General features: G+C 61.5%; 26 protein-coding genes. 25 read left to right on the top strand and 1 reads right to left on the bottom strand.

Annotation, left to right across the window (positions count from 1 at the left end):
* The first annotated feature begins 9 nt into the window (after positions 1-9).
* The 11 genes from mrdA (at position 10) to rsfS (ending at position 11020) form a co-directional block, all read left to right on the top strand.
* Positions 10-2079: a penicillin-binding protein 2 gene (gene mrdA / locus ABHU32_RS01220; RefSeq protein WP_346978558.1), complete on the top strand. Its 2070-nt coding sequence runs from the start codon at positions 10-12 to the stop codon at positions 2077-2079.
* Positions 2080-2088: 9 nt separating this feature from the next.
* Positions 2089-3315, top strand: coding sequence for an FtsW/RodA/SpoVE family cell cycle protein (locus ABHU32_RS01215; protein ID WP_346978557.1), 1227 nt, complete (start codon positions 2089-2091; stop codon positions 3313-3315).
* 18 nt (positions 3316-3333) lie between these two features.
* Positions 3334-4263 (top strand): YcjF family protein, encoded by a 930-nt coding sequence (locus tag ABHU32_RS01210; RefSeq protein WP_346978555.1) that lies wholly within the window; start codon positions 3334-3336, stop codon positions 4261-4263.
* A 9-nt stretch (positions 4264-4272) separates the two neighbouring features.
* Positions 4273-6150 (top strand): TIGR03960 family B12-binding radical SAM protein, encoded by a 1878-nt coding sequence (locus tag ABHU32_RS01205; RefSeq protein WP_346978553.1) that lies wholly within the window; start codon positions 4273-4275, stop codon positions 6148-6150.
* Positions 6147-6959, top strand: a complete 813-nt coding sequence (locus ABHU32_RS01200; RefSeq protein ID WP_346978552.1) for a TIGR03936 family radical SAM-associated protein — start codon at positions 6147-6149, stop codon at positions 6957-6959. Before ABHU32_RS01205 ends, ABHU32_RS01200 begins: the two co-directional genes overlap by 4 nt.
* Positions 6960-7026: 67 nt before the next feature.
* A complete protein-coding gene (rplU, locus tag ABHU32_RS01195) occupies positions 7027-7401 on the top strand; it encodes a 50S ribosomal protein L21 (protein WP_035138585.1) in 375 nt (124 codons plus the stop codon).
* A gap of 33 nt (positions 7402-7434) precedes the next feature.
* Entirely contained in the window at positions 7435-7692 is a 258-nt protein-coding gene (rpmA, locus tag ABHU32_RS01190; protein ID WP_089573443.1) for a 50S ribosomal protein L27, read from the top strand.
* Between the two features lie 85 nt (positions 7693-7777).
* Positions 7778-9235, top strand: a complete 1458-nt coding sequence (gene obgE / locus ABHU32_RS01185; protein WP_346978550.1) for a GTPase ObgE — start codon at positions 7778-7780, stop codon at positions 9233-9235.
* Between the two features lie 3 nt (positions 9236-9238).
* Complete coding sequence (gene nadD / locus ABHU32_RS01180) at positions 9239-9916, top strand: nicotinate-nucleotide adenylyltransferase (RefSeq protein ID WP_346978549.1); 678 nt, start codon at positions 9239-9241, stop codon at positions 9914-9916.
* An 87-nt stretch (positions 9917-10003) separates the two neighbouring features.
* Positions 10004-10537: a bis(5'-nucleosyl)-tetraphosphatase (symmetrical) YqeK gene (yqeK, locus tag ABHU32_RS01175; protein ID WP_346978578.1), complete on the top strand. Its 534-nt coding sequence runs from the start codon at positions 10004-10006 to the stop codon at positions 10535-10537.
* A gap of 27 nt (positions 10538-10564) precedes the next feature.
* A complete protein-coding gene (gene rsfS / locus ABHU32_RS01170; RefSeq protein ID WP_346978548.1) occupies positions 10565-11020 on the top strand; it encodes a ribosome silencing factor in 456 nt (151 codons plus the stop codon).
* A gap of 100 nt (positions 11021-11120) precedes the next feature.
* Here rsfS and dinB read toward each other — a convergent pair whose 3' ends face one another.
* A complete protein-coding gene (gene dinB, locus ABHU32_RS01165; protein ID WP_346978547.1) occupies positions 11121-12374 on the bottom strand; it encodes a DNA polymerase IV in 1254 nt (417 codons plus the stop codon).
* 201 nt (positions 12375-12575) lie between these two features.
* Here dinB and rpsP point away from each other — a divergent pair, with 201 nt between their 5' ends.
* The 14 genes from rpsP to ABHU32_RS01095 all read left to right on the top strand — a co-directional run bounded on the left by rpsP (position 12576) and on the right by ABHU32_RS01095 (position 26601).
* Positions 12576-12917, top strand: a complete 342-nt coding sequence (gene rpsP / locus ABHU32_RS01160; RefSeq protein WP_022094749.1) for a 30S ribosomal protein S16 — start codon at positions 12576-12578, stop codon at positions 12915-12917.
* Between the two features lie 42 nt (positions 12918-12959).
* Positions 12960-13205: a KH domain-containing protein gene (locus tag ABHU32_RS01155; protein ID WP_171021534.1), complete on the top strand. Its 246-nt coding sequence runs from the start codon at positions 12960-12962 to the stop codon at positions 13203-13205.
* A gap of 34 nt (positions 13206-13239) precedes the next feature.
* Positions 13240-13731 carry a ribosome maturation factor RimM gene (rimM, locus tag ABHU32_RS01150; RefSeq protein WP_226812527.1) on the top strand — a complete coding sequence of 164 codons (492 nt, stop codon included), beginning with the start codon at positions 13240-13242 and terminating at the stop codon, positions 13729-13731.
* 10 nt (positions 13732-13741) lie between these two features.
* Positions 13742-14500, top strand: a complete 759-nt coding sequence (trmD, locus tag ABHU32_RS01145; RefSeq protein WP_055285126.1) for a tRNA (guanosine(37)-N1)-methyltransferase TrmD — start codon at positions 13742-13744, stop codon at positions 14498-14500.
* Positions 14501-14502: 2 nt separating this feature from the next.
* Positions 14503-15066, top strand: coding sequence for a signal peptidase I (gene lepB / locus ABHU32_RS01140; protein ID WP_035138578.1), 564 nt, complete (start codon positions 14503-14505; stop codon positions 15064-15066).
* A gap of 59 nt (positions 15067-15125) precedes the next feature.
* Positions 15126-16037 (top strand): glycine--tRNA ligase subunit alpha, encoded by a 912-nt coding sequence (locus tag ABHU32_RS01135; RefSeq protein ID WP_006236091.1) that lies wholly within the window; start codon positions 15126-15128, stop codon positions 16035-16037.
* Positions 16038-16040: 3 nt separating this feature from the next.
* The gene (glyS, locus tag ABHU32_RS01130) at positions 16041-18137 is read left to right on the top strand and encodes a glycine--tRNA ligase subunit beta (RefSeq protein WP_346978546.1); all 2097 of its coding nucleotides are present in this window, start codon (positions 16041-16043) and stop codon (positions 18135-18137) included.
* Positions 18138-18171: 34 nt separating this feature from the next.
* Positions 18172-19038: a pyruvate, water dikinase regulatory protein gene (locus ABHU32_RS01125; RefSeq protein ID WP_161115629.1), complete on the top strand. Its 867-nt coding sequence runs from the start codon at positions 18172-18174 to the stop codon at positions 19036-19038.
* Between the two features lie 249 nt (positions 19039-19287).
* Positions 19288-22038: a pyruvate, phosphate dikinase gene (gene ppdK / locus ABHU32_RS01120; protein ID WP_346978544.1), complete on the top strand. Its 2751-nt coding sequence runs from the start codon at positions 19288-19290 to the stop codon at positions 22036-22038.
* Positions 22039-22247: 209 nt separating this feature from the next.
* Positions 22248-22589, top strand: coding sequence for a 50S ribosomal protein L19 (gene rplS / locus ABHU32_RS01115; protein WP_006236098.1), 342 nt, complete (start codon positions 22248-22250; stop codon positions 22587-22589).
* 93 nt (positions 22590-22682) lie between these two features.
* The gene (gene rnhB / locus ABHU32_RS01110) at positions 22683-23471 is read left to right on the top strand and encodes a ribonuclease HII (protein WP_055250018.1); all 789 of its coding nucleotides are present in this window, start codon (positions 22683-22685) and stop codon (positions 23469-23471) included.
* A gap of 189 nt (positions 23472-23660) precedes the next feature.
* Positions 23661-24146, top strand: a complete 486-nt coding sequence (locus ABHU32_RS01105) for a YraN family protein (RefSeq protein ID WP_055285132.1) — start codon at positions 23661-23663, stop codon at positions 24144-24146.
* Positions 24146-25669: a YifB family Mg chelatase-like AAA ATPase gene (locus ABHU32_RS01100; RefSeq protein WP_346978543.1), complete on the top strand. Its 1524-nt coding sequence runs from the start codon at positions 24146-24148 to the stop codon at positions 25667-25669. Before ABHU32_RS01105 ends, ABHU32_RS01100 begins: the two co-directional genes overlap by 1 nt.
* Positions 25666-26601: a DNA-processing protein DprA gene (locus ABHU32_RS01095; protein ID WP_346978542.1), complete on the top strand. Its 936-nt coding sequence runs from the start codon at positions 25666-25668 to the stop codon at positions 26599-26601. The genes ABHU32_RS01100 and ABHU32_RS01095 overlap by 4 nt, the downstream gene beginning before the upstream one ends.
* Positions 26602-26606 lie beyond the last annotated feature (5 nt).

The following is a 26606-nucleotide window of genomic DNA, read 5'->3' as shown; positions in this document are numbered from 1 at the left end:
GGCTCAAAGATGTCTTCCCAGATGACGGTTATCATCGCCGGTATCGTGCTGGTCGTGGCCATTGTGGTCGCGCTGGTCATCATGCGCCGCGGCGATTCCCGTTTTACCTACGATACGCAGCATGGAACGGCCCCGCGCGCCACCGAGGGCGAGGGGAATACCGCCGCGACCGCCTTCAAGGGTCGCTTCTCCATCCTCACCGCCGGCGTGGGCGCGATGTTTGCCGCGCTCGCCGTCAAGCTGTGGGGCATGCAGATGGTCTCGTCGGACTACTACGACAAGCAGGCCAAGAGCAACCAGACGCGTACTGTCACTACGCCGGCTGTGCGCGGGCGAATCCTTGATCGCAATGGCGTGGCACTTGTGCAAAACCGTCCGTCACTTGCCGTTGTCGCCTATCGCGACCTGGCCGACGACACCGTGCTGGTGCATCACCTCGCGAATGTGCTCGGCATGCCCTACGTCGCGGTTTTGCGCAACATTCAGGACAATTCCGAGGGCGCCCAGAGCCTGCATACCATCGCGACGGACGTGCGCCGCTCCACGGTTGCCTATATCAAGGAGCATGCCGGCGAGTTCCCGGGTGTGAAGATCGCCGAGCGCACCGAGCGCCAGTACCCGTACGGCGAGACGGCCTGTCACATTTTGGGCTATACCGGCACCATTACCTCCGAGCAGCTCGAGGCGCAGAACAAGAAAGCTTCGGGCGATAACGATAGCGCCGCCGGTCAGATTACATACCAGTCGGGTGATATCGTGGGCCAGGCGGGCGTCGAGAGCTACTACGAGAACTTGCTGCAGGGAATTCGTGGCGAGCAGACGGTGAAGGTCGATGCCTCGGGCAATGTGACCGGTCAGGCCGGCGCCGTGCCCGCCAAGGCCGGCTCCGACATCAAGCTCACGCTTGACCTCAAGATTCAGCAAGCCTGCGAGACGGCGCTTGCAAGTGCCATTGAGCTCGCTAAGACCACAGGCCACAGCGACGCCGGCAACGGTGCCGTGGTGTGCCTCGACCCCAATAACGGCGAGATTCTGGGCATGGCCAGCGAGCCCAAGTTCGATCCTTCGGTGTTTATCGGCGGCGTCTCCAACGATGTTTGGACCGAGCTCAACGATGACGAGGGTTCGCATCCGCTGCTCAACCGCGCCATTAGCGGCCAGTACATGTCGGCTTCGACCATTAAGCCGCTCTCGGCGCTGGCTGGTCTTGAGTTTGGAACCTACACTTCAACGCAGACAACCAACTGCACCGGCTATTGGACGGGTCTGGGCAAGTCGTGGGGCAAGCGTTGCTGGCTTCAATCCGGACATGGTGTCATGACGCTGCAGTCCGGTATCGCCAATTCCTGCGACCCCGTGTTCTACGACATGGGCAAGGCGTTCTTTTATGACGAGCAACATCCCGAGGGCCTGCAGGAGGTCTTTCGTCGCTGGGGCCTGGGCAAGACCTGCGGCATCGACCTGCCGAGTGAGGGCACGGGCCGTATTCCCGATGCCGAGTGGAAAGAGTCTTACTTTACCGACGCATCTGCCGAGGACCGCAAGTGGAATGCCGGCGATATGACCAACATTGCCATCGGCCAGGGCGACATCCTGGTGACGCCCCTGCAGATGGCGTGCGCCTATATGGGTCTTGCCAACGGCGGCAAACAGTACGTGCCTCACGTGTTTTTGTCAGCCGTGTCGCGCGATGGCGACGGCGATGCCTATAAATACAACGGCAAGGGCAAGAAGAAGCGCCTGGAGGCCAAGATCAACAGCGATTCTGATTTGGCTCTTGTCCGCAACGGCATGCACGATGTGATTTACTCCGCGTCGACTTCGACCGCCGCGCACTTTAACTCCCTGACCCCTACGGTCTACGGCAAGTCCGGCACGGGCGAGAAGAGCGGCGAGGACGATTACGCGTGGTTTTGCGCCTACGCGCCGGCCGATGACCCTAAGTACGTGATTGCCACTATCTTGGAGCAGGGCGGTGGCGGCTCCGATACCGCGTTGCACGTCGTGCGCGATGTCCTCGGTGCGATTTATGACGAGCCCGACACGTCGACGGCCACGGGCGATTCCTCGGTTCGATAGGAGGTTGCGATGGACTTTTCGCCGGCGGACCTGTTCCGCTCAACCAAAACCGGCTCTCGCAGCAGCCTGGACCGCGTTAACAAGCAGCTCTCGGCCTCGCGCGGCACGTTCCGCCAGAAGGTACACATCGGCGTGCTGCTGGCTGCCGTCGCGCTCGTTGCCTATGGCGCCATCATTATTTGGTCGGCGTCGCAGTTTAAGGCCGATGCCTCGTTCTCGCGCCACCTGCTGGGCATTGGCATTGGCGCGGTGCTGGCGGTGCTCGTTTGGCGCACCGACCTGCGTGGCATTTCCAACTTTTCGACGGCTCTGCTCGTCGTCGATCTCATCGTGATCTTCTCGCCTAAGATTCCGGGCCTGTCCTACACGGGCGGCTTGGGAATGACGGGTTGGATCAAGATTCCCGGTATCGGCCTGACCTTCCAGCCCGTTGAGCTTGCCAAGCTCATCACCATTTTCTTTATGGCCACGCTTGGCTCGCAATACAACGGCCGCATCGATACCGTTCGCGACTACATTAAGCTCTGCGGTATGCTGTCCATTCCGTTCTTGGCCGTCGTCGCCATGGGCGACCTGGGCTCGGGCCTGGTCGTGCTGGTCTCGGGTGCCATCGTCATCTGCATGAGCGGTGCACGCCGCGAATGGGTGCTGTCGACCTTGGCCCTGCTGGTTGGTTTGATTGCGCTCATCTTGGCGCTCGACTCGGTCTTTGATTCGCTCCTTGGACACGACGTGCTTATCAAGCAGTATCAGATGAATCGTCTGACAGTCTTCATCGACCCCGACAAAGCCGATTCGGATGATGCCTACAACCTGCAGCAGTCGCTCATTGCCGTCGGCTCGGGTGGCTTCTTTGGTAAGGGCCTGGGCCACGCGACTCAGTCGGCCGGTGGCTTTCTACCCGAGTTCCACACCGACTTCGTCTTCGCCTTCCTGTCCGAGACGTTCGGCTTCTGCGGCTCCTTTTTGCTCCTGTGCCTCTACGTGCTGCTGATCTTCTCGACGATTCGCGTCGCCTTTAAGTGCGAGTCACTGTTCTTGCGCCTGTCGTGCGTGGGTATCGTCGGCATGTGGGCGTTCCAGACCTTCGAGAATATCGGCATGTGCATTGGCATGATGCCGATTACCGGTATTCCGCTGCCGTTTATTAGTTTTGGTTCGTCGTCGATGATGATTCAGTTGCTGACGGTGGGTATCGTACAATCCATATGGCGGCATCGTTCGGGCGCCGCGTAACCGCTGGAGGGGTTTGCCATGAAGATTCCCGTAGATAAGTTGACCAGCGCTTTTAAGATGGGCGCGTCTGTTAAGAAGGATTCCGATACACCGGTGCGTGTCTCGGTTTACCTTGATTCGACCGCGTCTCCCTTTTTGGTCGAGACGGTGCGCGATGCCTTTGTGCCGCAGACGACTTCGGGCATTGTGCGTGTTGATCGCCTGGGGGAGGACCGTATCGTTCCCAAGGCCGATACCGACGTGGTGTTGGTCCTCTCGTGCGGATCCGACCGCCTGGAGAGTGCTGTGCAGGAGCTCGTGATTGCCGGCGCGCCCGTGTGCGTGCTTGCCGAGTCCGCCGTCGAGGTGCCGTTCGTTGAGGAATCTACGCCTATGCTCGGCGTGGTGGCGGCGACCGATAAGACCTATCTGCTCGAGACGCTTGCCCGCTGGATCCTCGATCGTACGGACAAGGAGACGGCTTTTGCCGCCAACTTTGCTTTTATGCGCATCGCGGCGGCAAATCGCATCATTACCTCGTGCGCGCTCACCAACATGGCGACGGGCGCCTTGGTGTTTTTGCCGGGTGCCGACTATCCCGTGATGGCGCTGGCGCAGGTGGGCATGCTCTTTGAGCTGGCGGCCATCTTTGGACGCGGCATAAAGCCCGAGCGCGGCTACGAGGTCGCGGGCGTGCTCGCCGGTGGTCTGGTGATTCGCGCCGTCACCCGCGCATTGGTGAAGCAGACGCCGCACATCGGCTTTGCCGTTAAGGCGCTTACCGCAGCCGCGGGTACCTATGGCATGGGCCGCGCGCTCGTGTCGCTCTACGAGCGCGATGTGGACTACAGCCGCGCCAACGAGGTCGCTGCTGCCACGTTCTCGCGCGTTCGCGACCTGGTGACCACGGTCGCCGGCGCTACCCGTCCTATGGCGTCCTACCAAGACGCATCCGATCTCGCTGCTTAGGGGTTTCTTTTGCGCGTTCCATACCAAGACTGTTTTCATCTGATCGAGCCGCTGCTCGCCAAGGTCGAAAAGCCGAGTCGCTATATCGACCACGAGTGGGGCACGCTGTCAAAGGCCGATGCCGACTATCGATGCTGCATGATCTATCCGGACGTGTATGAGGTCGGTCTGCCCAACCAGGGCATCGCCATTCTCTATAACATCCTTAATCAGGCCGAGGGCATTTCCTGTGAGCGCGGCTACGTGCCGTGGCCCGATATGGGCGATGCCATGCGCGAGGCGGGGATTCCGCTGTTGTCGCTCGAGGGTGCAGCGCCTGTGGCCTCGTTCGACATTGTCGGCATGCACGTGCCGCACGAGATGGCTGTGACGAACTTCCTCGAAGCGCTCGATCTCGCCGGCATTCCGCTGTTGGCTGCCGACCGTACCGAGGACGACCCCATCATCGTCGCCGGTGGTCCCTCGGTGTATAACCCCGAGCCGTACGCGGCATTCTTCGATGCCATCCTCATTGGCGAGGGCGAGGAGTCGCTGCTCGAGATCTGCCAGCTGCATCGCCGCTTGCGCGACGAGGGCGTCTCGCGCGCTCAGATTGTCGAGCAGCTCGCGACGGTCTCCGGTACCTATGTGCCGTCCCTGTATGAGGTGCGTCATGACGAGCCCTGCTCGCCGCATGGCTACACCGTGCCGCGCGAGGGCAAGGACGTCCCGCCGGTTGTCTATAAGCGCGTCGTCGAGGACTTTGGTGCCACCAATCCGCTTTCTCAGTCGTGCGTGCCGTATGCGCAGCTCGTCCATGATCGCCTGTCTATCGAGATCCTGCGTGGCTGCGCCCGCGGCTGCCGTTTTTGCCAGGCAGGCATGACGTATCGTCCGGTACGCGAGCGCTCGGCCGACCAGATCGTGTCATCGGTGATTCAGGGCTTGGAAAAGACTGGCTATGACGAGGTGTCGCTTACCTCGCTTTCGACGACCGACCACTCCTGTATCCGCGACGTGCTCGGCAGGCTTAACCGTCGTCTGGAGGACACGGGCATTCGCGTGTCCATTCCCTCGCAGCGCCTGGATTCATTTGGCGTTGATATGGCCGAGTCGGTCGCTGGCGAAAAGAAGGGCGGCCTGACGTTCGCGCCCGAGGCGGGCAGCCAGCGTATGCGCGACATCATCAACAAGAATGTGACTGAGGAGGACTTGGATCGCGCGGCCAAGGCAGCCTTCGAGGCCGGCTGGAACCGCATGAAGCTCTACTTCATGATGGGCCTTCCCGGCGAGCGCGACGAGGACATCGTGGCTATCGCCAACCTGGCCGATCACGTGCTGGAGCTCGGCCGCTCCGTGGTGCCCAAGGCGCGGCGCGGGTCTATCTCGGTGTCTATCTCTGTTTCGGTGTTCATCCCCAAGGCGGCAACACCCTTCCAGTGGTGCCCGCAGCTCGATTACGACGACGTCAAGCGCCGCCAGAAGCTGCTCATCACGAGCGTGCGCAACCGCGCCGTTCGCGTACACTACCACGATGCGGAGACCTCGCTGATCGAGGCTGCGCTCTCCCGTGCCGGTCGCGATATGACACCGGTCATCATCGATGCCTGGCGTGCGGGCTCGCGCTTCGACGCCTGGGTGGAGCACTTCTCGCTCGACAACTGGAAGGAGGCCGCTGCCAAAAACGGCATCGACCTTAACGAGCTGGTGCACCTGCCCTACGAGCTGGACTGGCGCCTGCCCTGGGAGCACGTGAGTCCCGGCTGCTCGCGCGGCTTCCTCGAGCGCGAGTACCGCCGTTCGCTCGAGGGCGTCACAACGCCCGATTGCACCCGCACGTCGTGCACCGGCTGCGGAATCTGTCCCACGCTCCACGCCAAGAACGTATTGATGGGTGATCGCGCATGAGTGAGCGCTTGACCGACAATCCCACGCTCTTTAGGTTGCGCGTTCGCTACGGCAAGCGTGATCGCCTTAAGTACCTGGGCCATCTGGAACTAATCCATACCATTGAGCGTATCGTGCGCCGTGCGGGCCTACCTTATGCTGTGACGCAGGGTTTCTCGCCGCATATGCGCGTGGGCTTTTCGTCGGCGCTGCCCGTGGGCACGTCGTCGACCTGCGAGTGGTATGACCTGTTTATGACCGAGTTCGTCGCGCTTGACGAGGCCTTTGAGCGCCTGGCGTCTGCGTCGCCTGCCGATCTGGCGCCTATCGAGGCCGCCTACATCGACGTGCGCACGCCGGCGCTGACAGCCCAGCTTACGCGTCTGTCGTACCGCATCGACTTGCACCTGGACCCCGAGGCCCCCGTGAGCGCCGACGAGGTTCGCGCTGCGATCGACACGCTGCGCGCGGGTCATGGCATCGACTACGCGCGTGGTAAAAAGAGCAAGCGTCTTGATTTGGACCATACGCTCGTTGGCTATGAGCTCGCGGCGGGGGAGTGTGAGGACCATCTGGTGCTCATGCTCGACACCCATGCCGACAACGAGGGCTCCATGCGACCGGAGATTTTGCTTTCTGCTGCTGATGTTTTGTTGCAGGGCTTGACCCCGGGCGTCGATGCACCTATTGTTTCCACCGGTATGCAAGACCTCGTGACCATCTGCTCCTACGATGTCGAGCGTCAGAATCAAGCATGCGAGGACGACGAGGGCCGACTCGTCAGCCCCATACCTGTGCGAACTTGTGGATTTGCTCCACATACTCGTTGACGGGGGTATTATCGCCTGCTACTATATTCGGCTGTTGCACTAACTGATGCATGAAGGGCAAGTAAACATGTACGCAATCGTTAACACGGGCGGCAAGCAGTACAAGGTCGCCACCGACGATGTCATCACCGTCGAGAAGATCGAGGGCAATGAGGGCGACAAGGTCACCCTGCCGGTCATCTTCCTCAACGATGGTAAGAAGATCGTCACCGATCCCGACAAGCTGGCCAAGGCCAAGGTTACCGCTCAGATCGTTGAGCAGTTCAAGGGCGAGAAGCAGCTGGTCTTCAAGTTCCACAAGCGTAAGCGCTATCGTCGTCTGAAGGGTCACCGTCAGCAGCTCACCAAGCTGAAGATCGTGAAGGTCCAGGCTACGTCCCGCGCCAAGAAGGCTGTCAAGGCAGAGGCCGAGGCTGTTGCCGAGGCTCCCGTCGCCGAGTAGATTACACTCGTAACGAAAGAGTAGGTATACACAATGGCACACAAAAAAGGACTCGGTTCCTCCCGTAATGGCCGTGACTCCCGCGGTCAGCGCCTTGGCACGAAGCGCTTCGCCGGCCAGACGGTAACCACGGGCACGATTCTCGTCCGTCAGCACGGCACGCACATCCACCCGGGTGAGAACGTTGGCCGTGGCAAGGACGACACGCTGTTCGCGCTGGTCGACGGTACCGTTGAGTTCCACAAGGGTATCAAGCACAGGGTCAGCGTACGCCCGCTCGCGAACGCGTAATTCACCCTTCATAGAGCACATATGTGGGAGGCACTTGAGTTTTAGGATTCAAGGGTCTCCCTCTTTTTTGTAGGAGGCGATTCTGTTGTCACAGTTCACCGATATCAGCCGCATTAACGTGTGCGGCGGCGACGGCGGTGCCGGATGCATGTCGTTTAGGCGCGAGGCCTTTGTCCCCAAGGGTGGCCCCGATGGCGGCGACGGCGGTCGTGGCGGCAATGTCGTCATCCAGGCCGATGCTCAGCTGTCTTCGCTGATCGACTACCGCTTTAAGCATCACTTTCGTGCCGAGCGTGGAACGCACGGTCAGGGTGCCCGCCGCAACGGCAAGAGCGGCGAGGACCTGATTCTTAAGGTTCCCATGGGCACCGTGGTACGCGAGCTCGACCCCGAGACGCAGACCCCGATGTTCGAGATTGCCGACTTGGTGCATGATGGCGAGCGCGTTGTCGTGGCCCCTGGTGGCGCCGGTGGTCTTGGCAATACGCACTTTGTGACGTCGGTGCGCCGCGCGCCCGCGTTCGCCCAGCTGGGTGAGCCGGCCGAGGAGCACTGGATTGAGCTCGAGATGAAGCTCATGGCCGATGCCGCGCTCGTCGGCTTCCCCTCGGTGGGCAAATCCTCGCTTATCGCGCGTATGAGTGCCGCCCGACCCAAGATCGCCGACTATCCGTTTACCACGCTCGTGCCCAACCTGGGTATGGTGCGTGCCGGCGAGTACTCCTATGTCGTTGCCGACGTCCCCGGCCTTATCGAGGGTGCGAGCGAGGGCAAGGGCCTGGGCCATCAGTTCCTGCGCCACATCGAGCGCACGGCACTCATCATGCATGTCGTCGATATGACGGGCGGTTTTGAGGATCGCGATCCGGTCGAGGACTATCGCATCATTAACCGCGAGCTCGAGCAATATGGCGCCGAGCTTTCGGAGCGTCCGCAGATCGTTGTCGCCAACAAGTGCGATGCGCCGGGCACGGCTGACAAGATTGCCGATCTCAAACGCGCCGCGCTCGACGATGGACATATGTTCTTTGCCGTGTCTGCTGTGACGGGCGCCGGCCTCAACACGCTGATGCTTGCCGTGGGCGAGCAGGTAGCTAAGCTACGCGCCGAGTTGGCTGTCTCCGATGAGCCGGTCGATCTGCGCGACGATGAGTGGGAGCGCCGCCGCCTGCAGCGTGAGAAGCGTTTCCGCATTGTTCAAGAAGAGCCCCATGCCTTCCGCGTGGTCGGTCGCGCCATCGAGCGTATGGTCATCCAGACCGACTGGGAAAACGAGGAAGCCGTCATCTACCTGCAGCATAAGTTTGCGCGCATGGGTGTTGACGACGCGCTCGAGAAGGCCGGCTGCCGTGCGGGCGACGAGGTACGCATTTGCCAGCGCGCCTTTGACTTTGAGGGCGCCGAGGACTTCTCGGAGTACGAGGAGGATCTCGAGGAAGCAGACGTTGAGGTTATTGACGTAGCCGATGTTGCGGACGATGGCGTTGAGATTGTCGATGCGGCAGAAGTCGCGGACGATGTCGAGACCCCGGAGGGCGAGTAAGTCATGTCGCTGCGCGGTGGAATTGGTCTGCCTGAGCTGCCTATCAAGGATGGGCAGGAGTTTCGGCTTGGCATTATGGGTGGCACCTTCGACCCGATACATTACGGGCACTTGGTTACCGCCGAGCAGGCGCGCGAGTCGCTCGACTTGGACGCCGTGCTCTTTATGCCGGCCGGCTCTCCCGCCTTTAAGCTCGACAAACCGGTGACGCCCGCCGAGGACCGTTATGCCATGACGGTCCTCGCCACCGCTGCGAATCCGGCTTTTTTGGCGAGCCGTTTCGAGATCGATCGTCCGGGCGTGACCTATACGGCCGATACGCTTCATGCCCTTCGCGACTTTTACCCGCCACAGGTAAAGCTCTACTTTATTACGGGTGCCGATGCGATTATCGATATTGTGACCTGGCATGATGCGAACCGAATCGCCGAGCTTGCCACGTTTATTGCGGCGACGCGTCCCGGCTTTGACATCGATACGGCCCGGGCACGGATTAAGGAATCGGGGCTGCCATTCGACGTGCGCTATATCCAGATTCCGGCGCTGGCGATTAGTTCGACCAACATTCGTAAGCGAGTTGCCCGTGGCATGAGCGTGCGCTATCTTACGAGCGAGTCCGTGCTTGGCTATATTCGCAAACGCGGGCTGTATGCCGATCTGGGTCAAGAAGATTTTGAGTGATGGGGGTCTACGTTGTCGGTAGAGGATCAGTTTGAGGGCGATGAGCGCGCGCTGCTCAAGCGCATTCAAGAGCTGCTCGATGTGCGCATGAAGGATAAACGCAAGCGCTACGTTCATTCGCTCGGGGTTGCCGAGACTGCGCTGCGCCTAGCCGAGGTATACGGTGTCGACCGCTTTGATGCCGCCGCCGCCGGCCTGATTCACGACTGGGACAAGGTACTCTCCGACGACGAGCTGGTCACGCGCGCTCTGCATTACGGCATTAAGATTGCCGGCTCTCCGTCTGCCGCGACGCCGCTTTTGCATGGCCCGGTCGCCGCCTATGAGCTTCCGCAGCTATTTCCCGAGCTGTCGCCGGCGGTCTTTCAGGCTGTCGACCGTCACACCGTGGGCGCCTGCGACATGACGCCGCTCGATATGGTGGTCTTTGTGGCCGATGCCATCGAGCCCAACCGCCATGGTGATTATGCCCACGCGCTGCGCAAGATGGTTGGGGAGTCGACACTTGACGAGTTGTTCTTCTCCTGTTTTGCGCAGGGTCTGGTCTACGTGATCCAGTCCGGGCGCTATCTTTATCCCACGGCTATTACGATTTACAACCATTACGCCCAGCTGCGCTAGCTCGGGCTGTCTAGAAAGAGGTATTCCATGGCCGACGAGACCATGACCGACGAGCAGATTCTTGAAGGTGTGGAGCACAAGAGCTTCGTTGCCACGTCCGACCGTACCGCCGCTTCGCTGTCCGCGAGCGGTGTCGCAGCCGAGGATGTCGCCCGCGCCGCCGCGCAGGCCGCCTACGACAAGAAGGGCGAGGACGTGCAGGTGCTCGATCTGACCGAGCTCTCCGACGTGTGCGACTACTTTGTGCTCGCCACCGGTACCAATAACCGTCAGGTCGATTCTATCGTTGATGAGATCGAGGAGAAGGTCGCCGAGGCTTGCGGTGAGCACCCGTTCTCCATCGAGGGTCGCGAGCAGAAGACCTGGATGCTCATGGACTACGGCTCGGTCGTCGTCCACGTCTTCACCCCCGAGACACGCGACTTCTATCGTCTCGAGAAGCTCTGGGGCGACGCTCCCCAGCTCCCCCTCAACCTCCTCTAGGACCTTATTTGGGCCGGGGCCTCTCTTGAACTACCCTTTACCGTTCGCCGGGCAGTTGCACTACCTGCAGCTGCCCGGCTTTCTTTTTGCCCAAAGGCGGTTAATCGTTGAAGCGGGATTGGCGGCCGAAGGATAGGGCGGTGTCGCCGAATTTGTCTCGGACGGCGTCGATGGCGACGGAGAGGTCGCGGCGGTCGCTGGATTGGGCTCCGCGGTCATCAATCTCGCAGAACAGGTCAGTTTGGATACCGCCTTGGTGGTTGAAGTCGCTCATGCCGATACCCGCCAGACGCACGTGCATACCTTTCTGCCAGATCTTGTCGAGCAGCTCGAGCGCTACGGCCACAAAGATATTTTCGTCGTCGGTGGGGTGGGGCAAGCGGCGCTGTGCCGTGTGTCCGCTGCCGTAAGAGTATTTGAGCTTGAGCGTCACCGTGGCGCCCGTCAGCCCCTGACGGCGCAGGCGGCGCCCAACCGACTCGCCCAGCAGCGCAATCGCCGCCTCGATATCCCCACGCTCAGTCAAATCTTTAGCAAAGGTGCGTTCATTGCTGACCGACTTGACCTCGCGCTCTTCATCGAGACTCGTGACTTCGGAGATTTCGAGTCCCAGCGCACGCTGGCGCATGCGTTCGCCGTTGACGCCAAAAATAGAGGCCAAGGTGGATTCCGGTGCACGTGATAGCTCGCCGAGGGTGTAGATGCGCATGCGGCGCAGTCGCTCCTCGGCCGAGCGCCCGATGCCGCTCATGGCAGATACCGGCAGCGCGGCCAAAAAGCGCTGCTCGGTTCCGGGGCGCACGATGGTCAGCCCAAACGGCTTATCCCGCTCGCTTGCGATCTTTGCGACCGTCTTGTTGCAGCCCACGCCAATGGAGCAGGTCACTCCCAGCGCTGCCACGCGGTCGCTTATACGCCGCGCAACCAGCAGCGGGTCTTCGGGCGCAAAGCGACCCGGTGTGATATCGATAAAGGCCTCGTCGATGGACACACGCTCCACGCGCGGTGTCTCATCGGCAAGGATCGCCATGACCTGCGCGCTCACCTCGCGGTAGCGATCAAAGTGTCCGTGCGTCCAAATGGCCTGCGGGCACAGGCGCCGCGCCTCGGCCGAGGCCATGGCAGAATGCACGCCAAAGCGACGCGCCTCGTACGAACACGTGGACACGACGCCGCGCGACTCGGCGTCTCCGCCCACGATGAGCGGCTTTCCGCGCCATTCGGGATGATCGAGCATCTCCACGCTCGCAAAAAATGCATCGAGGTCCATCAGGCCCACCGCCGGACCCGTCCAGGGCGGCGGCGTAACGCCCGCAGCATCCTCATAACCGTATGTATGTTCGCGTCTTTCCATGTCATGAGTATACCGCGCAGCTCATGTGGGGTGCGTGGATGCGCTTGCAAATCGCGAATTCTTGTCTAAGATATGGATTTGCCCTCGACTACACCGAAGAAGTTGGTCTCACGGACTTCACCTGCCCGCGTCGATGGCGTATTATGTTCAACTGTTTGTTTGTAGTTGCAGCCTAAAGCTGCTTGGTTGGAGGAGTTTCCTTTGGCAGTCAAGATTCGCCTTGCTCGTCACGGCGCTAAGAAGCGTCCGTACTACCGTGTCGTCGTCGCCGATTCCCGCGCCCCGCGTGACGGTCGTATCATCGAGGAGGTTGGCCGCTACAACCCGATGACCGCCCCCAAGACCATCAACCTCGACCTCGAGAAGATCGCTGACTGGCAGTCCAAGGGCGCTCAGCTCACCGACGCCGTCGCCGCTCTGGTCAAGGCCGCCAACGAGGGCGAGAAGACCGAGACCGTCGTCAAGAAGTCCAAGAAGCAGCTCGCCAAAGAGGCCGAGGCCGCTAAGGCTGCCGCTGAGGCCGCTGAGGGCGCCGAGGAGTAAATCGTGCCTGAGGTTGACGCTGCACAGCTCGAGGGTGAGGCAATGCTCTCAGATCGCATCGCCGATCTCGTCGAATATCTCGTTGTTCAGATCGTCGACGACCCGGATTCCGTGAGCCTTGAGGTCATCGATGGTGACGACGCCTCTACGATTGAGGTTTCGGTCGCCGAGGATGACGTCGCTAAGGTCATCGGCCGTCGTGGCCGTACCATCAAGGCCATTCGCACGCTCGCCCGTGCACTGGCCGCTCGCCTCGACACTGCTGTCGAGGTAGAGGTTCTGGGCTAGGACCTTGAGGTCCCAGTACAAAAACATCGCCCGTGTGGTCAAGCCGCACGGAAGGAAGGGGGAGGTCCTCGCGCAGCCGCTGCGGGGGCTTCCTTCTGTATTAGAGCCGGGTATGCGCGTCGCCCTGACGCCGCCGGCGCTCAAGCGCGACCGCTTTTGCACGGTCGTGTCCGTCACCGATACGGGCGATGGCGATCTGGTCTCGTTTGAGGGCATTGACGACTTGACGGCCGCCGAGGGCATCACGGGATGCTATGTGCTGGCAAATCGTGACGACTTTGAGCTCGATTCGCTCGACGCTGCCTATACCGACCTGATGGGTCGCGAGGTGGTCGACGAGCGCTTCGGTTCGCTCGGCACGATCGTCGAGATTATGTCGACGCCCGCTAACGATGTTTGGGTTGTCGAGGGTGATCGGTACGGCGAGGTACTGATTCCCGTGATCGAGCAGGTCGTGCTCGATCTTCCCGACACAGGAACAATTTCCGTCCACGTTATGGACGGCCTGATCGATATGGACAAGTAGGGAGGACAACATGCTGATCGAGACCCTTTCGGTCTTTCCCGAGATGTTTGAGCCCGTCATGTCCACGTCGATTTTGGGCCGCGCCCGCAAGGCCGGCCTTTTTGATTTTAAGGCGTATAACCTGCGCGACTGGACGCACGACCGCCATCGTACCGTCGATGACGAGCCGTACGGCGGCGGGCAGGGCATGCTCATGAAGGTCGAGCCTATCGCAGAGGCCATCGAGGCCATTAGCGCAGAGGGTCCCAAGCCTACTGTGGTGTTCTTTACCCCCTGTGGCGAGCCCTTTACGCAGCATGTGGCCGAGCGCCTGCTCAAAAGTGAGCGCCTGTTGTTTGTGTGCAGTCGCTACGAGGGCGTCGACGAGCGTGCGTATGCGTATGCCGATGAGCGTCTGTCGATCGGCGACTACGTGCTTACGGGCGGCGAGCTGCCTGCCATGGTCGTTGCCGATGCCGTCGTACGCCTCATCCCCGGCGCCTTGGGCGACGAGATGAGCAACGTGGACGAGTCGTTCTCGACCGCCGAGGACGGAGGCCTGCTCGAGTACGCGCAGTACACTCGTCCTGCCGAGTTCAACGGCGAGGGCGTGCCTCCTGTGCTCGTGAGTGGCGATCACGCCAAAGTTGACGCTTGGCGTCGTAAGAACGCCATCGAGCGCACCTGTCGTTGGCGTCCCGATCTGATTGAGACAGCGCGGCTCACGCCCGAGGAGCGTGCTTACGCGCAGGAGATTCTGGACGCTTCGTATTCGCAGAGCGAGGAGTGAGAATGGTTCCATCGCAGCATTCCGCGTTGAGGGGCGCTTTTGAGTGGATCGCGGTCATCGCGATCGCACTGGTCGCCACCTTCTTGATTCGCTCGTTTGTGGTCGAGCCCTTTGTGGTGCCCACCGGCTCCATGGAGTCCACGATCGAGATTGGCGACCAGATCCTGGCACAAAAGGTGAGCCTCGAGCTCGGTCAGCCCGTCAAGCAGGGCGATATCGTGGTGTTTCACAACCCCGATGGCACCTCCGAGCATGATGTTCTTGTCAAGCGTGTTATTGCCACGGCCGGCCAGACGGTCGACCTGCAGGATGGCAAGGTGGTCGTTGACGGCCAAGCGCTCGACGAGGACTATACGACGGGCATGAGCTGGCCACTTTCGGTCCAAGCGCCCGGTGCTCAGGTAAGCTATCCCTACACCGTTCCCGACGGGTGCGTGTGGGTGATGGGCGACAACCGCGAAAACTCTGCCGACTCACGCTACTTTGGTCCCGTCGATCGCTCTGATTTGATCGCTGTGGCGCTTGTGCGCTACTGGCCGCTCAACCGCATCGGCGCTATCGACTAAAAACCGCTATAGTACAGTACCTAACCGTGTAATCGTTTCGACGAGGGGATATTAGAGGCATGAACGCTTCATCGCTTTCCTTCCAAGACATCATCCTGCGCCTCCAGCAGTACTGGGGCGAGCAGGGCTGCGTCATTATGCAGCCCTATGACTCCGAGGTCGGTGCCGGTACCTTCCATACCGCGACCACGCTGCGCTCGCTCGGTCCCGCCGAGTGGCGCACCTGCTATGCGCAGCCCTGCCGCCGTCCCGCCGACGGCCGCTACGGCGAGAACCCCAACCGCATGCAGCACTACTATCAGTTCCAGGTGCTCATCAAGCCTTCTCCGGTTAACGCCCAGGAGCTCTACCTGGGGTCTCTTGCCGCTATCGGTCTGGATCCCAACGACCATGACGTCCGCTTTGTCGAGGATGACTGGGAGAGCCCGACCCTTGGCGCCTGGGGCCTTGGCTGGGAGGTCTGGCTCAATGGCATGGAGGTCACGCAGTTTACGTACTTCCAGCAGGTGGGAGGCATCGAGGTCGACCCCGTGCCCGTTGAGATTACCTACGGCCTGGAGCGTATCGCCATGTACGCCCAGGGCGTCAACTCGGTCTACGACCTGGTGTGGAGCTACCTGCCCGACGGCACGCCCATGACCTACGGCGACGTGTTCCTCGAGAACGAGCGCGAGTTCAGTGCCTATAACTTTGAGGTCGCCAACGTCGAGATGATGCGTCAGAAGTTTGACGACTACGAGGCCGAGTGCCATTCCTGCCTGGAGCGCAAGCTGCCGCTGCCGGCATATGACTGCGTCATGAAGTGCAGCCACGCTTTCAACCTGCTCGATGCTCGCGGCGCCCTGTCCGCGGTCGAGCGTGCCAACTACATCCTGCGCGTCCGCGCCGTCGCCAAGGCGTGCTGCGAGGCCTACATGGCCGAGGTCGCCGGAGTCAACGAGAATGCCGACCAGGAAGGCGAGGTGGCGTAAGCCATGGCAGACGCTAAGGATTTCCTGTTTGAGATCGGTACGGAGGAGATGCCCTCCGCGCCGCTGAACAATGCCGTCAAGCAGCTTGGCTCCATGATTGCCAAGGGTCTCGACGAGGCCGGTCTGGCCCACGGCGAGGTCCGTGTGATCTCGAGCCCGCGCCGCCTGGCTGCGCTCGTGGCTAACGTCGCCACCGCGACCGATGAAGTCCATGAGGTCAAGCGTGGCCCCGCGGCCAACATTGCCTTCGACGCTGACGGTAACGCCACCAAGGCCGCCCAGGGCTTTGCCCGCAAGTGCGGTGTGGCTGCCGAGGACCTGGTCCGTCGCGAGGACACTGACGGTCGCGAGTATGTGTTCGCCGAGAAGAACATTCCCTCCGCACCGGCTACGCCGATTCTGACCGCTCTGTGCGAGAAGACCATCGCCGGCCTGCAGTGGCCCAACTACCGCAGCCAGCGCTGGGGTCACGAGCATGCGACCTTTGTTCGTCCGGTCCGCTGGGTCTGCTGCCTTTTGGGCGAGGATGTTGTGCCCGTGTCGTTTGCCGACGTGACGAGCGGCAACACCACGCGCGGTCATCGCGTACTTGGCCCTGGCGACCATGTTGTTGCCAGCCCCGCTGTTTATGAGCAGGTGCTCGAGGACGCCGGCGTGCTTTCTGCCGAGCGTCGTCGCGAGGCCATCCTAGCCGGCATCGCCGAGGTCGAGGCCGCTCGCCCCGGCTGTCATGTCGACACGCCCAAGAAGGTCTTCGAGGAGGTCATTAACCTCTGCGAGTGGCCGACGGTGCTCGTCGGTACCTTCGATGAGGAGTTCCTCAAGGTCCCGCACGAGATCATCTGCGAGTCCATGCTCACCAACCAGCGTTACTTCCCGATCTATGACGGCGAGGGCAAGCTCACGCGTGAGTTCGTGGTCGTCTCCAACAGCAAGCCCGAGAACGCCGAGCGCGTGATCGACGGCAACGAGCGCGTCGTGCGCGCCCGTCTGGACGACGCAAAGTTCTTCTACGAGGAGGACCTGAAGATCTCCCTCGACGAGTTCCGTGAGCGTCTGGCCAAGGTTGCCTTCCAGGAGAAGCTCGGTAGCGTGCTCGCCAAGTCCGAGCGCATTGAGCAACTCGCGCTTGCCATCGCTCGCGAGGCCCATCTGGGCGCCCACCTGGCCGCCGATGCCGCTCGCGCCGCGCACCTGTGCAAGGCCGACTTGGTATCCAACGCCGTCGTCGAGTTCACGAGCCAGCAGGGCGTGATGGGCGGTTACTACGCCACCGCGATGGGGGAGAACGACGAGGTTGCCCACGCCATTCGCGATCATTATCGTCCCCGCTTTGCCGGTGACGAGCTGCCCGAGGGCACCGCTGGCTGCATCGTGGCCTGCGCCGACAAGCTCGATACCATCGCCGGTATCTTTGCCATTGGCGAGCCCCCGACCGGCTCCTCCGACCCCTACGCGCTGCGTCGTGCCGCTATCGGCATCATCAACATCCTGCGCGACCGTCTGCCGATCGACCCCACGTCGCTCATCGACTTCGCCCTCGAGCTCTATAGCGAGCTGGGCATTGAGTTCGACGCCGCCAAGGCCGCCCAGCAGGTTCGCGACTTCTTCCATGGCCGCCTGGTGAGCATGGCCCGCGACGAAAAGATCCCGGCCGATACCGTTGCCGCCGTCTCCGCGGTGCACATCATCGCCCCGTCCGTCTTCTTCGCCCGCTGCGCCGCCCTCGACGAGGCCCGCAAGAACGACGCCGAGACGTTCGACAACCTTGCGACCGCCTATGCCCGCGCCGCACACATCTCCAAGCCCGAGCTGGGTGCGGAGTACGACCGCGGCCTGATGGGCGAGGTCGAGCTCGCGCTTGCCGATGCCTCCGAGGCTGCTCAGACCGCTGTCGATGCCGCCCTTGCTGCCGAGGATTACCCGGCCGCATTTGCCGCCCTTGCCGCCCTGCGCGCGCCCATCGACCGCTTCTTCGATGAGGTCATGGTCATGGACAAGGACGAGCAGCTCCGCGATAATCGCCTTAAGCTGCTCAACCGCTTCGAGGCCGTTTTCTCCGGCATCGCCAACATCGGTGAGCTTGCCCGCAAAAAGTAAGCCAGCCTGCGCATAAGCGCTAAAGGAGCCCCGCATGGATTGCCCGGTCACCGCTCGTCCCACCGTTATCGTTATCTCCGACTCGCTCGGTGATACCGCTTGTGAGGTGGTGCTTGCGGCGTCCGGGCAATTTGATGAAGGGGCTTTTCTTCTCTTGCGCCTGCCCAAGGTGACCTCGGTGGAGCAGGTGGAGTCGTTTGTGGGCCCGCGCGTCGATGCCGACCATCGCGATATTGCCGTGTTCCACACCATTGTCGATCCGGCGCTTCGCGCCCGCGTGCTCGATTACCTGGGCATGCTGCATATTCGTTCGGTCGACCTGATTGGCCCGACGCTTGCCGTGCTGTCGTCGCTCATCGGTGTGCCGCCCAAGGGCGTCGCGGGTGTGATTCACAAGACCGATGACCGCTATTTCCATCGCATCGAGGCCATGGAGTATTTCGTTGAGCACGATGACGGGCGCGGCTGCGACGATCTGTCGGGAGCCGATATCGTGCTGCTGGGCGTATCGCGTACGTCCAAGACGCCGCTGTCGATGTATTTGGCCTATCAGGGCTACAAGGTCGCCAATGTCCCACTGGCGCATGGCATGGAGCCGCCCAAGTCGATTTACGAGGTCGACCCGATGCGCCTGTTCGGCCTGATTTCGACCGTCGATGTGATTTCCGAAATTCGCGATAGCCGCTTGGGCGATGACTACGCTCGTGCCGTTGCCGGCTCCTATGCCGAGCCCGAGAGCGTGCACAGCGAGCTCGAGGAAGCCCGTGCGCTCATGAAGCGCCTAGGCTGCTTTGTGGTGCGTACCGACGGCAAGGCCATCGAAGAAAGCGCTGCCGAGATCATTAGCCACTTGGAGGAAATCCAAGAAGCCCGTGCCCGCCGCGCCGCCCGTCGAGCCTAATAGTAGCAGCATTTTGATAAAGCGATTTAGCAAAAATATCGCATCTGACCTGCACGTTCTTACAGTGGTATCTTCATAATGTAACCACCTTTACCTACCGTTTACCGCCAGTTTTAGCACGTTTACCAAACCGCGCATCCTCTGCTTAAGCCTGCTCAAAACCCGCCGTATAGTTCCCTCACGGCCCGCATCTGGCGGGTCGATTCGTTACCACGGTCGTGCGCGTAAGTGCATGGAAGGGGAAGTATCGTGAGCGATTGCAAGAGGGTTTACCGTTTTGGAACCGACGCCCAGGGCACCTGTGTCACCGAGGGAGACAAGTCCATGAACTTCGTGCTTGGTGGCAAGGGCGCTAACCTTGCCGAGATGAGTCGTATCGGCCTGCCGGTTCCCGGTGGCTTTACCATTACCTGCCAGACCTGTGTCGAGTACTCCGGTGCCGGCAACGTCTGGCCCGAAGACGCACTCGATGAGATCGTTGCTGCCGAGGCGGACCTCGAGGCCCGCTGCGGCAAGAAGCTCGGTGACGCCAACGACCCGCTGCTCGTGTCGGTTCGTTCGGGCGCTCCGTTCTCCATGCCCGGCATGATGGACACGGTCCTCAACTTGGGCCTCAATAACGATTCCGTCCAGGGCCTCATCGCGCAGACGCAGAACCCGCGTTTTGCCTGGGATAGCTACCGCCGCTTTATCCAGATGTTTTCCAATGTCGTCATGGGCGTTGACGCCGACCTGTTCGAGAACGCCCTGACCCAGGCCCGTCTGGTCGCCGGCGTTCGCATCGATTCCGAGCTTTCGGCCGAGGACCTGCAGGAACTCGTCGAGACCTTTAAGGGCATCTTCTCCGAGAACGTCGATGCCTCCCTGTATCCCGAGCTCGAGGTCGCTGACGGCAAGCCCGTTTTCCCGCACGACCCGGAGCTTCAGCTACGCCTTGCAATTCAGGCCGTCTTTGGCAGCTGGATGAACGAGCGTGCCTGCATCTACCGCAAGCAGCATGGCATTTCCGACGACCTCGGCACCGCCGTCAACGTGCAGGCCATGGCCTTTGGCAACAAGGGCGAGACCTCTGCGACAGGCGTCGCCTTTACGCGTAATCCGGCCGACGGCACCAAGGAGTTCTACGGTGACTTTTTGGTTAATGCTCAGGGCGAGGACGTCGTCGCCGGTATCCGCAACACCGAGCCCATCGCCGACCTCAAGACCACCCCGGGCCTCGAGTCCGCAGGTGAGGAGCTCGAGCGCGTGTTCCTGACGCTCGAGGATCATTATCGCGATATGTGCGATATCGAGTTCACCATCGAGCAGGGCAAGCTCTGGATGCTCCAGACCCGCGTGGGCAAGCGCACCGCCACCGCCGCCCTGCGCATCGCTATCGAAATGGTCGAGGAGGGCCTGATCACCCGCGAGGAGGCCGTGAGCCGCATCGATCCCGCGCAGCTCGACCAACTCCTGCACCCGCAGTTTGACGCCTCCAAGAAGTACGAGACGCTGGCCAGCGGTCTGAACGCCAGCCCCGGTGCCGCCGTGGGCGAGGTCGTGTTCTCGAGCGACGACGCCGTCGCGCGCGCCAACGAGGGCCACAAGGTCATTCTGGTTCGCTGGGAGACCAACCCCGATGACCTGAAGGGCATGGTAGCCGCCGAGGGCATCCTGACCAGCCACGGTGGCAAGACGAGCCATGCCGCCGTTATCGCCCGCGGCATGGGTACGCCCTGCGTCTGTGGCGTTGAGCGCTTCCATATCGACGCCGCCGAGAAGGTCGTGCGCATCGAGGGCAGCGACCGCGTGCTGCACGAGGGCGACGTTATCTCCATCGACGGCACCCAGGGTATCGTCGTCGACGGCGCCGTTGACCTGGTCTCCGCCGAGCTCACCGGCGATCTGGACACCATCCTATCCTGGGCCGACGAGATTCGCCTGGACGAGACCGGTGGCCATGCCAACCATGTGCGCGTTAATGCCGACAACCCCGAGGATGCCGCGCTCGCGCTCGAGTTTGGCGCCGAGGCCATCGGCCTGTGCCGCACCGAGCACATGTTCCTGGGCGACCGCAAGAACATCATCCAGAGCTTTATCCTGTCTGACGATGAGGCCGTGAAGCAGCAGGCCCTGGCCGACCTGCTCAAGGTTCAGACCGAGGACTTCCTGGCGATGTTCAAGACCATGTCCGGTCGCGATGTGGTCGTCCGCCTGCTCGATCCGCCGCTTCATGAGTTCCTGGATAATCCTCGCGAGCTCGAGGTCGCCATCACCAAGAAGGAAGCCGCTGGCGCCAGCGAGGAAGAGCTTGCCGTCCTGCGCGCCCGCCTGCGTCGTATCGACGGCATGGTCGAGTCCAACCCGATGCTCGGCCTACGCGGCGTGCGCCTGTCCATCGTCTTTAGCGATCTGCCGCTCATGCAGGTCCGCTCCGTCGCCACGGCTGCCGCTCGCCTCATCAAGGAGGGCGTCGATCCGCGTCCCGAGATTATGGTCCCGCTCGTTTCCATTACGGCCGAGCATGTTCAGACCCGCGAGGTTATCGAGCGCGTGATCGCCGAGGTTTCCGACGAAGAGGGCGTCGAGCTCAATATTCCCGTGGGCACGATGCTCGAGCTGCCGCGCGCCTGCATGGTCGCTGATGAGATCGCCCATCACGCAGACTTCTTCTGCTTTGGCACCAACGACCTCACCCAGACGACCTTCGGTTTCTCGCGTGATGACGCCGAGGCTAAGTTCATCCCGCTGTACATGCATAAGAAGATCTTGAAGGACAATCCCTTCGAGACCATCGACACAGCGGTGCTCGAGCTGGTGCGTATGGCCGTCGAGAAGGGTCGCGCCACCAACCCCGACATGCACTTTGGCGTGTGCGGCGAGCACGGCGGCGACCCCAAGTCCATCAAAGGCCTGTTTAACGTGGCCGACGTGGACTACGTGTCCTGCTCGCCCTACCGCGTGCCCCTCGCACGCCTGGCTGCCGCTCAGGCCAAGCTCGAGGGCAAGCGTTCCGCCTAACGTTTTGGGTTTAGACGCCTAGCGTAGCCCCCTTCATGCCGCCCGTCTCATTCGTGAGGCTGGCGGTTATCATGTGCGGGTTTTGTCTTTTTGTCTGCGTAAAAAATAGTTCTTGCAGCAGAAACCCGCGCGTGTATACTCGAATACGTTTGTTCAACTACGTGCCGGCCAAGGTGGTACGGCACCTCTAGAAGAGTAAGGAATTGCACATGGATTACATCCGCGCAATCGAGCGTCAGCAGATCCGCGAGGACATTCCTCAGGTTCGCGTCGCCGACAACGTCAAGGTTCACTACCGCATTAAGGAAGGCGACCGCGAGCGCATCCAGGTCTTCCAGGGCGACGTCATCCGCATGGCCGGCGCCGGTGCCCGCGAGACTTTCACCGTCCGCAAGATGTCCTTCGGTGTCGGTGTTGAGCGTACCTTCCCGCTTCACAGCCCCAAGATCGCCAAGCTCGAGGTCGTTCGTCATGGTCGCGTCCGTCGCGCCAAGCTGTACTACCTCCGCGACAAGGTGGGCAAGGCTGCTCGCATCCCCGAGAAGCGCTAAGAAGATCGCAGCGTCTGTCCACTCGTTTGGACGTAAGGGTCACCTTCGGGTGGCCCTTCTTTTTATCCGATTTGCATGCAAGGAGGGCCTGGTATGGCCAATATGACGAGCTCGGTTTCGGCATCGCAAGTTGCTGGCGAGCTGGCGAGCGCTACGTTTGAGGAGATTCCCGCCCTCGTGGAGCATTATCGCGAGGATCCGCGCCAGCAGGTGATCAAGGCTTGCGAACGCGCCCTCAAACGCCATGCCAAAGAGCTTGCCGAGCGCGAGCGCGTCAATGACATGTACGAGCTTATGCATGAGCTTGGCGGCGATGGGGTGGTCGTTGGTGTCGACGAGGTGGGTCGCGGATCGGTGGCCGGTCCTTTGACGGTATGCGCTGTCTGCCTTCCTATGGAGCCGCGCGTCTGGGGCATCAACGATTCCAAAAAGCTCACGCCGGCGCGCCGCGAGTTGCTCTCAGTGAAGATTGCCGAGGTGGCGACGGCGATCGGTTTTTGCCATATCGCGCCTAAGGATATCGATGAGATGGGCATGGCCCGTGCTATCCGTACCGCCGTTGCAGGCGCCGTGGCCGATACAGGGCTCGAGCCCGATTGCGTGCTTATGGATGGCAACCCCTTGGGCGCCGTTCCTAACGAGCGCGATGTGGTGAAGGGCGATGCCAAGATCGCCTGCATCGCCGCGGCGTCCATCATGGCCAAGGTCACGCGTGACGAGATGATGGTCGAGTACGACGCCGAGTACCCCGAGTACCATCTGGCCGAGTCGAAGGGCTATGCAAGCCCCGAGCATATCGAGGCCATTCGCAAACATGGACTTTGTCCGCTGCACCGCGTGAGCTTTTGCGGAAACTTTCTGCAGACTGAGCGCCTTTTCTAGGCCAATTGTGGAGACAGGGACCTCTGGGGTTTTATAAACCTGCTGGTAGCGGGCCGTATGCAACACCATTGCTGCGTACGGCCCGTTTTTTGACGGCATTTGGTCAGCTTTTGGTTTGCTTCCTGTACTTACCCGCATGAAAGGTGCCCTCATCATCGGGGCAATGCAGTGTGCGGGAAAGGAGACCCCATGAGTGCCGCAAGCAAAAAGAGCAAGACGCAGCAGCTCAAGGAGCGTTGGGAAAACGGCGAGCTCGACTGCGGGGCGATGACGCCCGAGTTTATCAAGGGACTCAGTCCCCGTGAGCTGGGCATGCTGGGCGAGCTGATCACCATCGACTACTTTAACGAGCGCGGCTACACCTTGCTGGAGCAGGGTTATCGTTGCACCGAGGGCGAAGCCGATCTGGTGCTGCTCGATGAGCTTGACGATGTCGTGGTGATGGCCGAGGTCAAGACCAGGCGCGTCGCCCTGGATTGCACCACGCGGGTCTTTCCCGAGGAGGCCGTGGATGCCCAAAAGCAGCGTCGGTATCGCCGTATCGCAAGTTGCTATCTCATGGAGCACTATCCGCTCAAGGCGATCCGCTTCGATGCAGTGGGTGTCACCATTCGCGGCGGGCATATCGCCGAGATCGAGCATCAGTACAACGCGTTCGATTGGCAGGTGTCGTGATGGCGTTCGAGACGTTTGCCGTTCACGCGGCCTGCATCCGCGGTGTCGAGGCGATTCACGTCACGGTCGAGGTCTCGCTTGCCGGCGGCGTTCCGGGCATTCAGATGCTCGGCATCCCGAGTATGGAGGTGATGGAGTCACGTGGTCGTATTCGCTGTGCGATGCGCTCGGCCGGCTTTGAGATCCCGCGCTCGGGCATTACGGTCAATCTGGCGCCCGGCGATATTCGCAAGACCGGTAGCGGCTTTGATCTGCCCATCGCCATCGCGGTTCTAGCGGCCGATGGTCAGATTCCCCGCGACAACCTCGATCGTTGTCTTATCGCCGGCGAGCTCGGCTTGGACGGCACGGTGCTTCCTGTCAAAGGCGAGGTGGCGTTTCAGCTATTGGCTCGCGACATGGGGCTGTCTTTTATCGCCGGCAGGTCCGACCAGCATGTGCCACTCGCGGGCGTGGATTGCGGCTTTATCGACCATCTGTCTCAGCTTGCTCACGGCATGGGCGATGCCGCACGGCACTACTTGGATTCCGAGGGTGTCGAGGCGACCTTTGAGCCCGAGCTCGACTATGCAGACGTGCTGGGGCAGGAAGTCGCTAAACGCGGCATGGCGCTTGCGGCGGCAGGAGAACTCGGCTTGCTCATGATTGGGTCCCCGGGATCGGGCAAGACGATGCTCGCACGCCGTATGACCGGCATCCTGCCCGAGCTTTCCGTCGAGGATCAACAGGAGGCGCTGTGCATCCATTCGGTTTTGGGCGAGAACATTGATGGCTTGTTGGCGGGGCACCGGCCCTTCCGCAGTCCCCATCACAGTATTTCGACCGCAGGCCTTATCGGCGGCGGACGCCCGGTGCACCCGGGTGAGATCAGCCTTGCTCATGGCGGCGTGCTATTTTTGGACGAGCTTGCCGAGTTTCCCACGGGTGTGCTGCAGACGCTGCGTCAGCCTATCGAACGCGGCTACGTCAGGATCGTACGCGTCGACGGGGCTTTTTCCTTCCCGTCGCGCTTTCAGCTGCTGGCTGCGAGCAATCCCTGCCCCTGCGGCTTTTTGGGCGATCGCGAGGTACCGTGTCGCTGCTCGGCGGCGATGGTCGAGCGCTATCGGTCTAAACTGCGCGGTCCTTTGGCCGACCGTATCGACATGATGATCGATGTGACCCGTCCCGACCCTCAGGTGATTATCGAGGGCGCGGAGGGTATGTCGTCGGCCGAGTTACGTGACTACGTTGTGCGCGGTCGCGCCTTTCGCGCCTGGCGCGAGTCCCGTATGGACGATGCGGATGCCGAGGCCGAGGATGACGAGACACGGTCCATTGACGGCGTCGTTTCGACCTTTGAGCTCGATGATGCGGCGGAGAAGTGTGTGCTCGGCCTGTCGAAGCGCACACATCTCACAGGGCGTGGCATCGTGCGCCTTGTTCGCATTGCGCGCACGATCGCAGATGTCGCCGAGAGCGAGCAGGTGACGCAGGACCACGTGCTCGAGGCGGCGATGTACCAGGGAAGGAGGGACCAATGATGGCTGAGGGGACCTTCGAGCTGCATCCAGGTGACGCGTTGTATCCCGAGACCGTTTTGGAGCTTTCTGATGTACCTCAGACGCTCTATGTGCGCGGCAACCCCGAGGCGCTTTCGACGCCCGCGCTCTCCATCATCGGTGCGCGAAAGGCCTCGCCGTATGGTCTTGCCGTGGCAGAGCTTGCGGCGAAGGTGGCGGTCGAGGCGGGCGTGACGGTTGTTTCGGGCGGCGCGGTCGGTTGTGACCAGGCCTCGGGTTGGGCTGCGGTCAACGCCGGCGGCAAACACGTCGTGGTGCTGGGGACGGGCGCCGACGTGGTCTACCCGCGTTCGAGCGCGGGGCTTATTACTCGCACGCTTGATACGGGCGGCGCGGTCGTGTCGATCTCTCCGTGGGGCATGGGTCCGCGCAAGTTCGCCTTTCCGCGCCGCAATCGCGTGATCGCGGCCCTGTCGCAAGCCCTCTTTGTATCCGAGGCAGGTATGCCTTCCGGCACGTTTTCTACAGCCGAGGCTGCTATGGATTTGGGGCGCGAACTTCTTGCCGTGCCGGGGTCGATCCTATCGCCCGAGTCGCGTGGCACGAATTACCTCATTGCGAACGGTGCCTGCTGCATCATCGACGAGGAATCTATCGAGATGGCTATCTCACGCATCTACGGCACCCTGCGCTACTCGCGCCCCGATGCTCCCGGCATTGCCGACCTGGATCCAACGCAGCAGACCGTGATGCATGCGCTCATCGCCTCTCCACTCAAGGTCGACGACATCGCGGCGCTCGTCTCGCTCGATGCTGTCGGCGTACTCAAACTCTTGGGTTCGCTTGAACTCGAGGGCCTTATCGAGCGCATGATGGATGGAAGGTATGCGCCCTCCAAGTTTGCCCTTCACGCCCAGACACCCTTCGGTCACAATGGAAAACGTGTCAATTAGAAAGG

It is taken from the genome of Collinsella aerofaciens (genome assembly GCF_039758965.1).
Lineage (GTDB): Bacteria > Actinomycetota > Coriobacteriia > Coriobacteriales > Coriobacteriaceae > Collinsella > Collinsella aerofaciens_BR.
The sequence above is the reverse complement of the archived record's forward strand: the minus strand, read 5'-3'. Positions and strand labels throughout refer to the sequence as shown.

Coding starts and splice junctions, on each gene's coding strand:
- mrdA (WP_346978558.1), top strand. CDS start 10: ATGTCTTCCCAGATGACGGTTATCATCGCCGGTATCGTGCTGGTCGTG.
- rsfS (WP_346978548.1), top strand. CDS start 10,565: ATGGCCGACGAGACCATGACCGACGAGCAGATTCTTGAAGGTGTGGAG.
- ABHU32_RS01215 (WP_346978557.1), top strand. CDS start 2,089: ATGGACTTTTCGCCGGCGGACCTGTTCCGCTCAACCAAAACCGGCTCT.
- ABHU32_RS01135 (WP_006236091.1), top strand. CDS start 15,126: ATGAACGCTTCATCGCTTTCCTTCCAAGACATCATCCTGCGCCTCCAG.
- glyS (WP_346978546.1), top strand. CDS start 16,041: ATGGCAGACGCTAAGGATTTCCTGTTTGAGATCGGTACGGAGGAGATG.
- ABHU32_RS01210 (WP_346978555.1), top strand. CDS start 3,334: ATGAAGATTCCCGTAGATAAGTTGACCAGCGCTTTTAAGATGGGCGCG.
- ABHU32_RS01155 (WP_171021534.1), top strand. CDS start 12,960: ATGCTCTCAGATCGCATCGCCGATCTCGTCGAATATCTCGTTGTTCAG.
- ABHU32_RS01200 (WP_346978552.1), top strand. CDS start 6,147: ATGAGTGAGCGCTTGACCGACAATCCCACGCTCTTTAGGTTGCGCGTT.
- dinB (WP_346978547.1), bottom strand. CDS start 12,374: ATGGAAAGACGCGAACATACATACGGTTATGAGGATGCTGCGGGCGTT.
- lepB (WP_035138578.1), top strand. CDS start 14,503: ATGGTTCCATCGCAGCATTCCGCGTTGAGGGGCGCTTTTGAGTGGATC.
- rplU (WP_035138585.1), top strand. CDS start 7,027: ATGTACGCAATCGTTAACACGGGCGGCAAGCAGTACAAGGTCGCCACC.
- rplS (WP_006236098.1), top strand. CDS start 22,248: ATGGATTACATCCGCGCAATCGAGCGTCAGCAGATCCGCGAGGACATT.
- trmD (WP_055285126.1), top strand. CDS start 13,742: ATGCTGATCGAGACCCTTTCGGTCTTTCCCGAGATGTTTGAGCCCGTC.
- ABHU32_RS01100 (WP_346978543.1), top strand. CDS start 24,146: ATGGCGTTCGAGACGTTTGCCGTTCACGCGGCCTGCATCCGCGGTGTC.
- ABHU32_RS01105 (WP_055285132.1), top strand. CDS start 23,661: ATGAGTGCCGCAAGCAAAAAGAGCAAGACGCAGCAGCTCAAGGAGCGT.
- nadD (WP_346978549.1), top strand. CDS start 9,239: ATGTCGCTGCGCGGTGGAATTGGTCTGCCTGAGCTGCCTATCAAGGAT.
- yqeK (WP_346978578.1), top strand. CDS start 10,004: ATGAAGGATAAACGCAAGCGCTACGTTCATTCGCTCGGGGTTGCCGAG.
- rnhB (WP_055250018.1), top strand. CDS start 22,683: ATGGCCAATATGACGAGCTCGGTTTCGGCATCGCAAGTTGCTGGCGAG.
- rpmA (WP_089573443.1), top strand. CDS start 7,435: ATGGCACACAAAAAAGGACTCGGTTCCTCCCGTAATGGCCGTGACTCC.
- ABHU32_RS01095 (WP_346978542.1), top strand. CDS start 25,666: ATGATGGCTGAGGGGACCTTCGAGCTGCATCCAGGTGACGCGTTGTAT.
- ABHU32_RS01125 (WP_161115629.1), top strand. CDS start 18,172: ATGGATTGCCCGGTCACCGCTCGTCCCACCGTTATCGTTATCTCCGAC.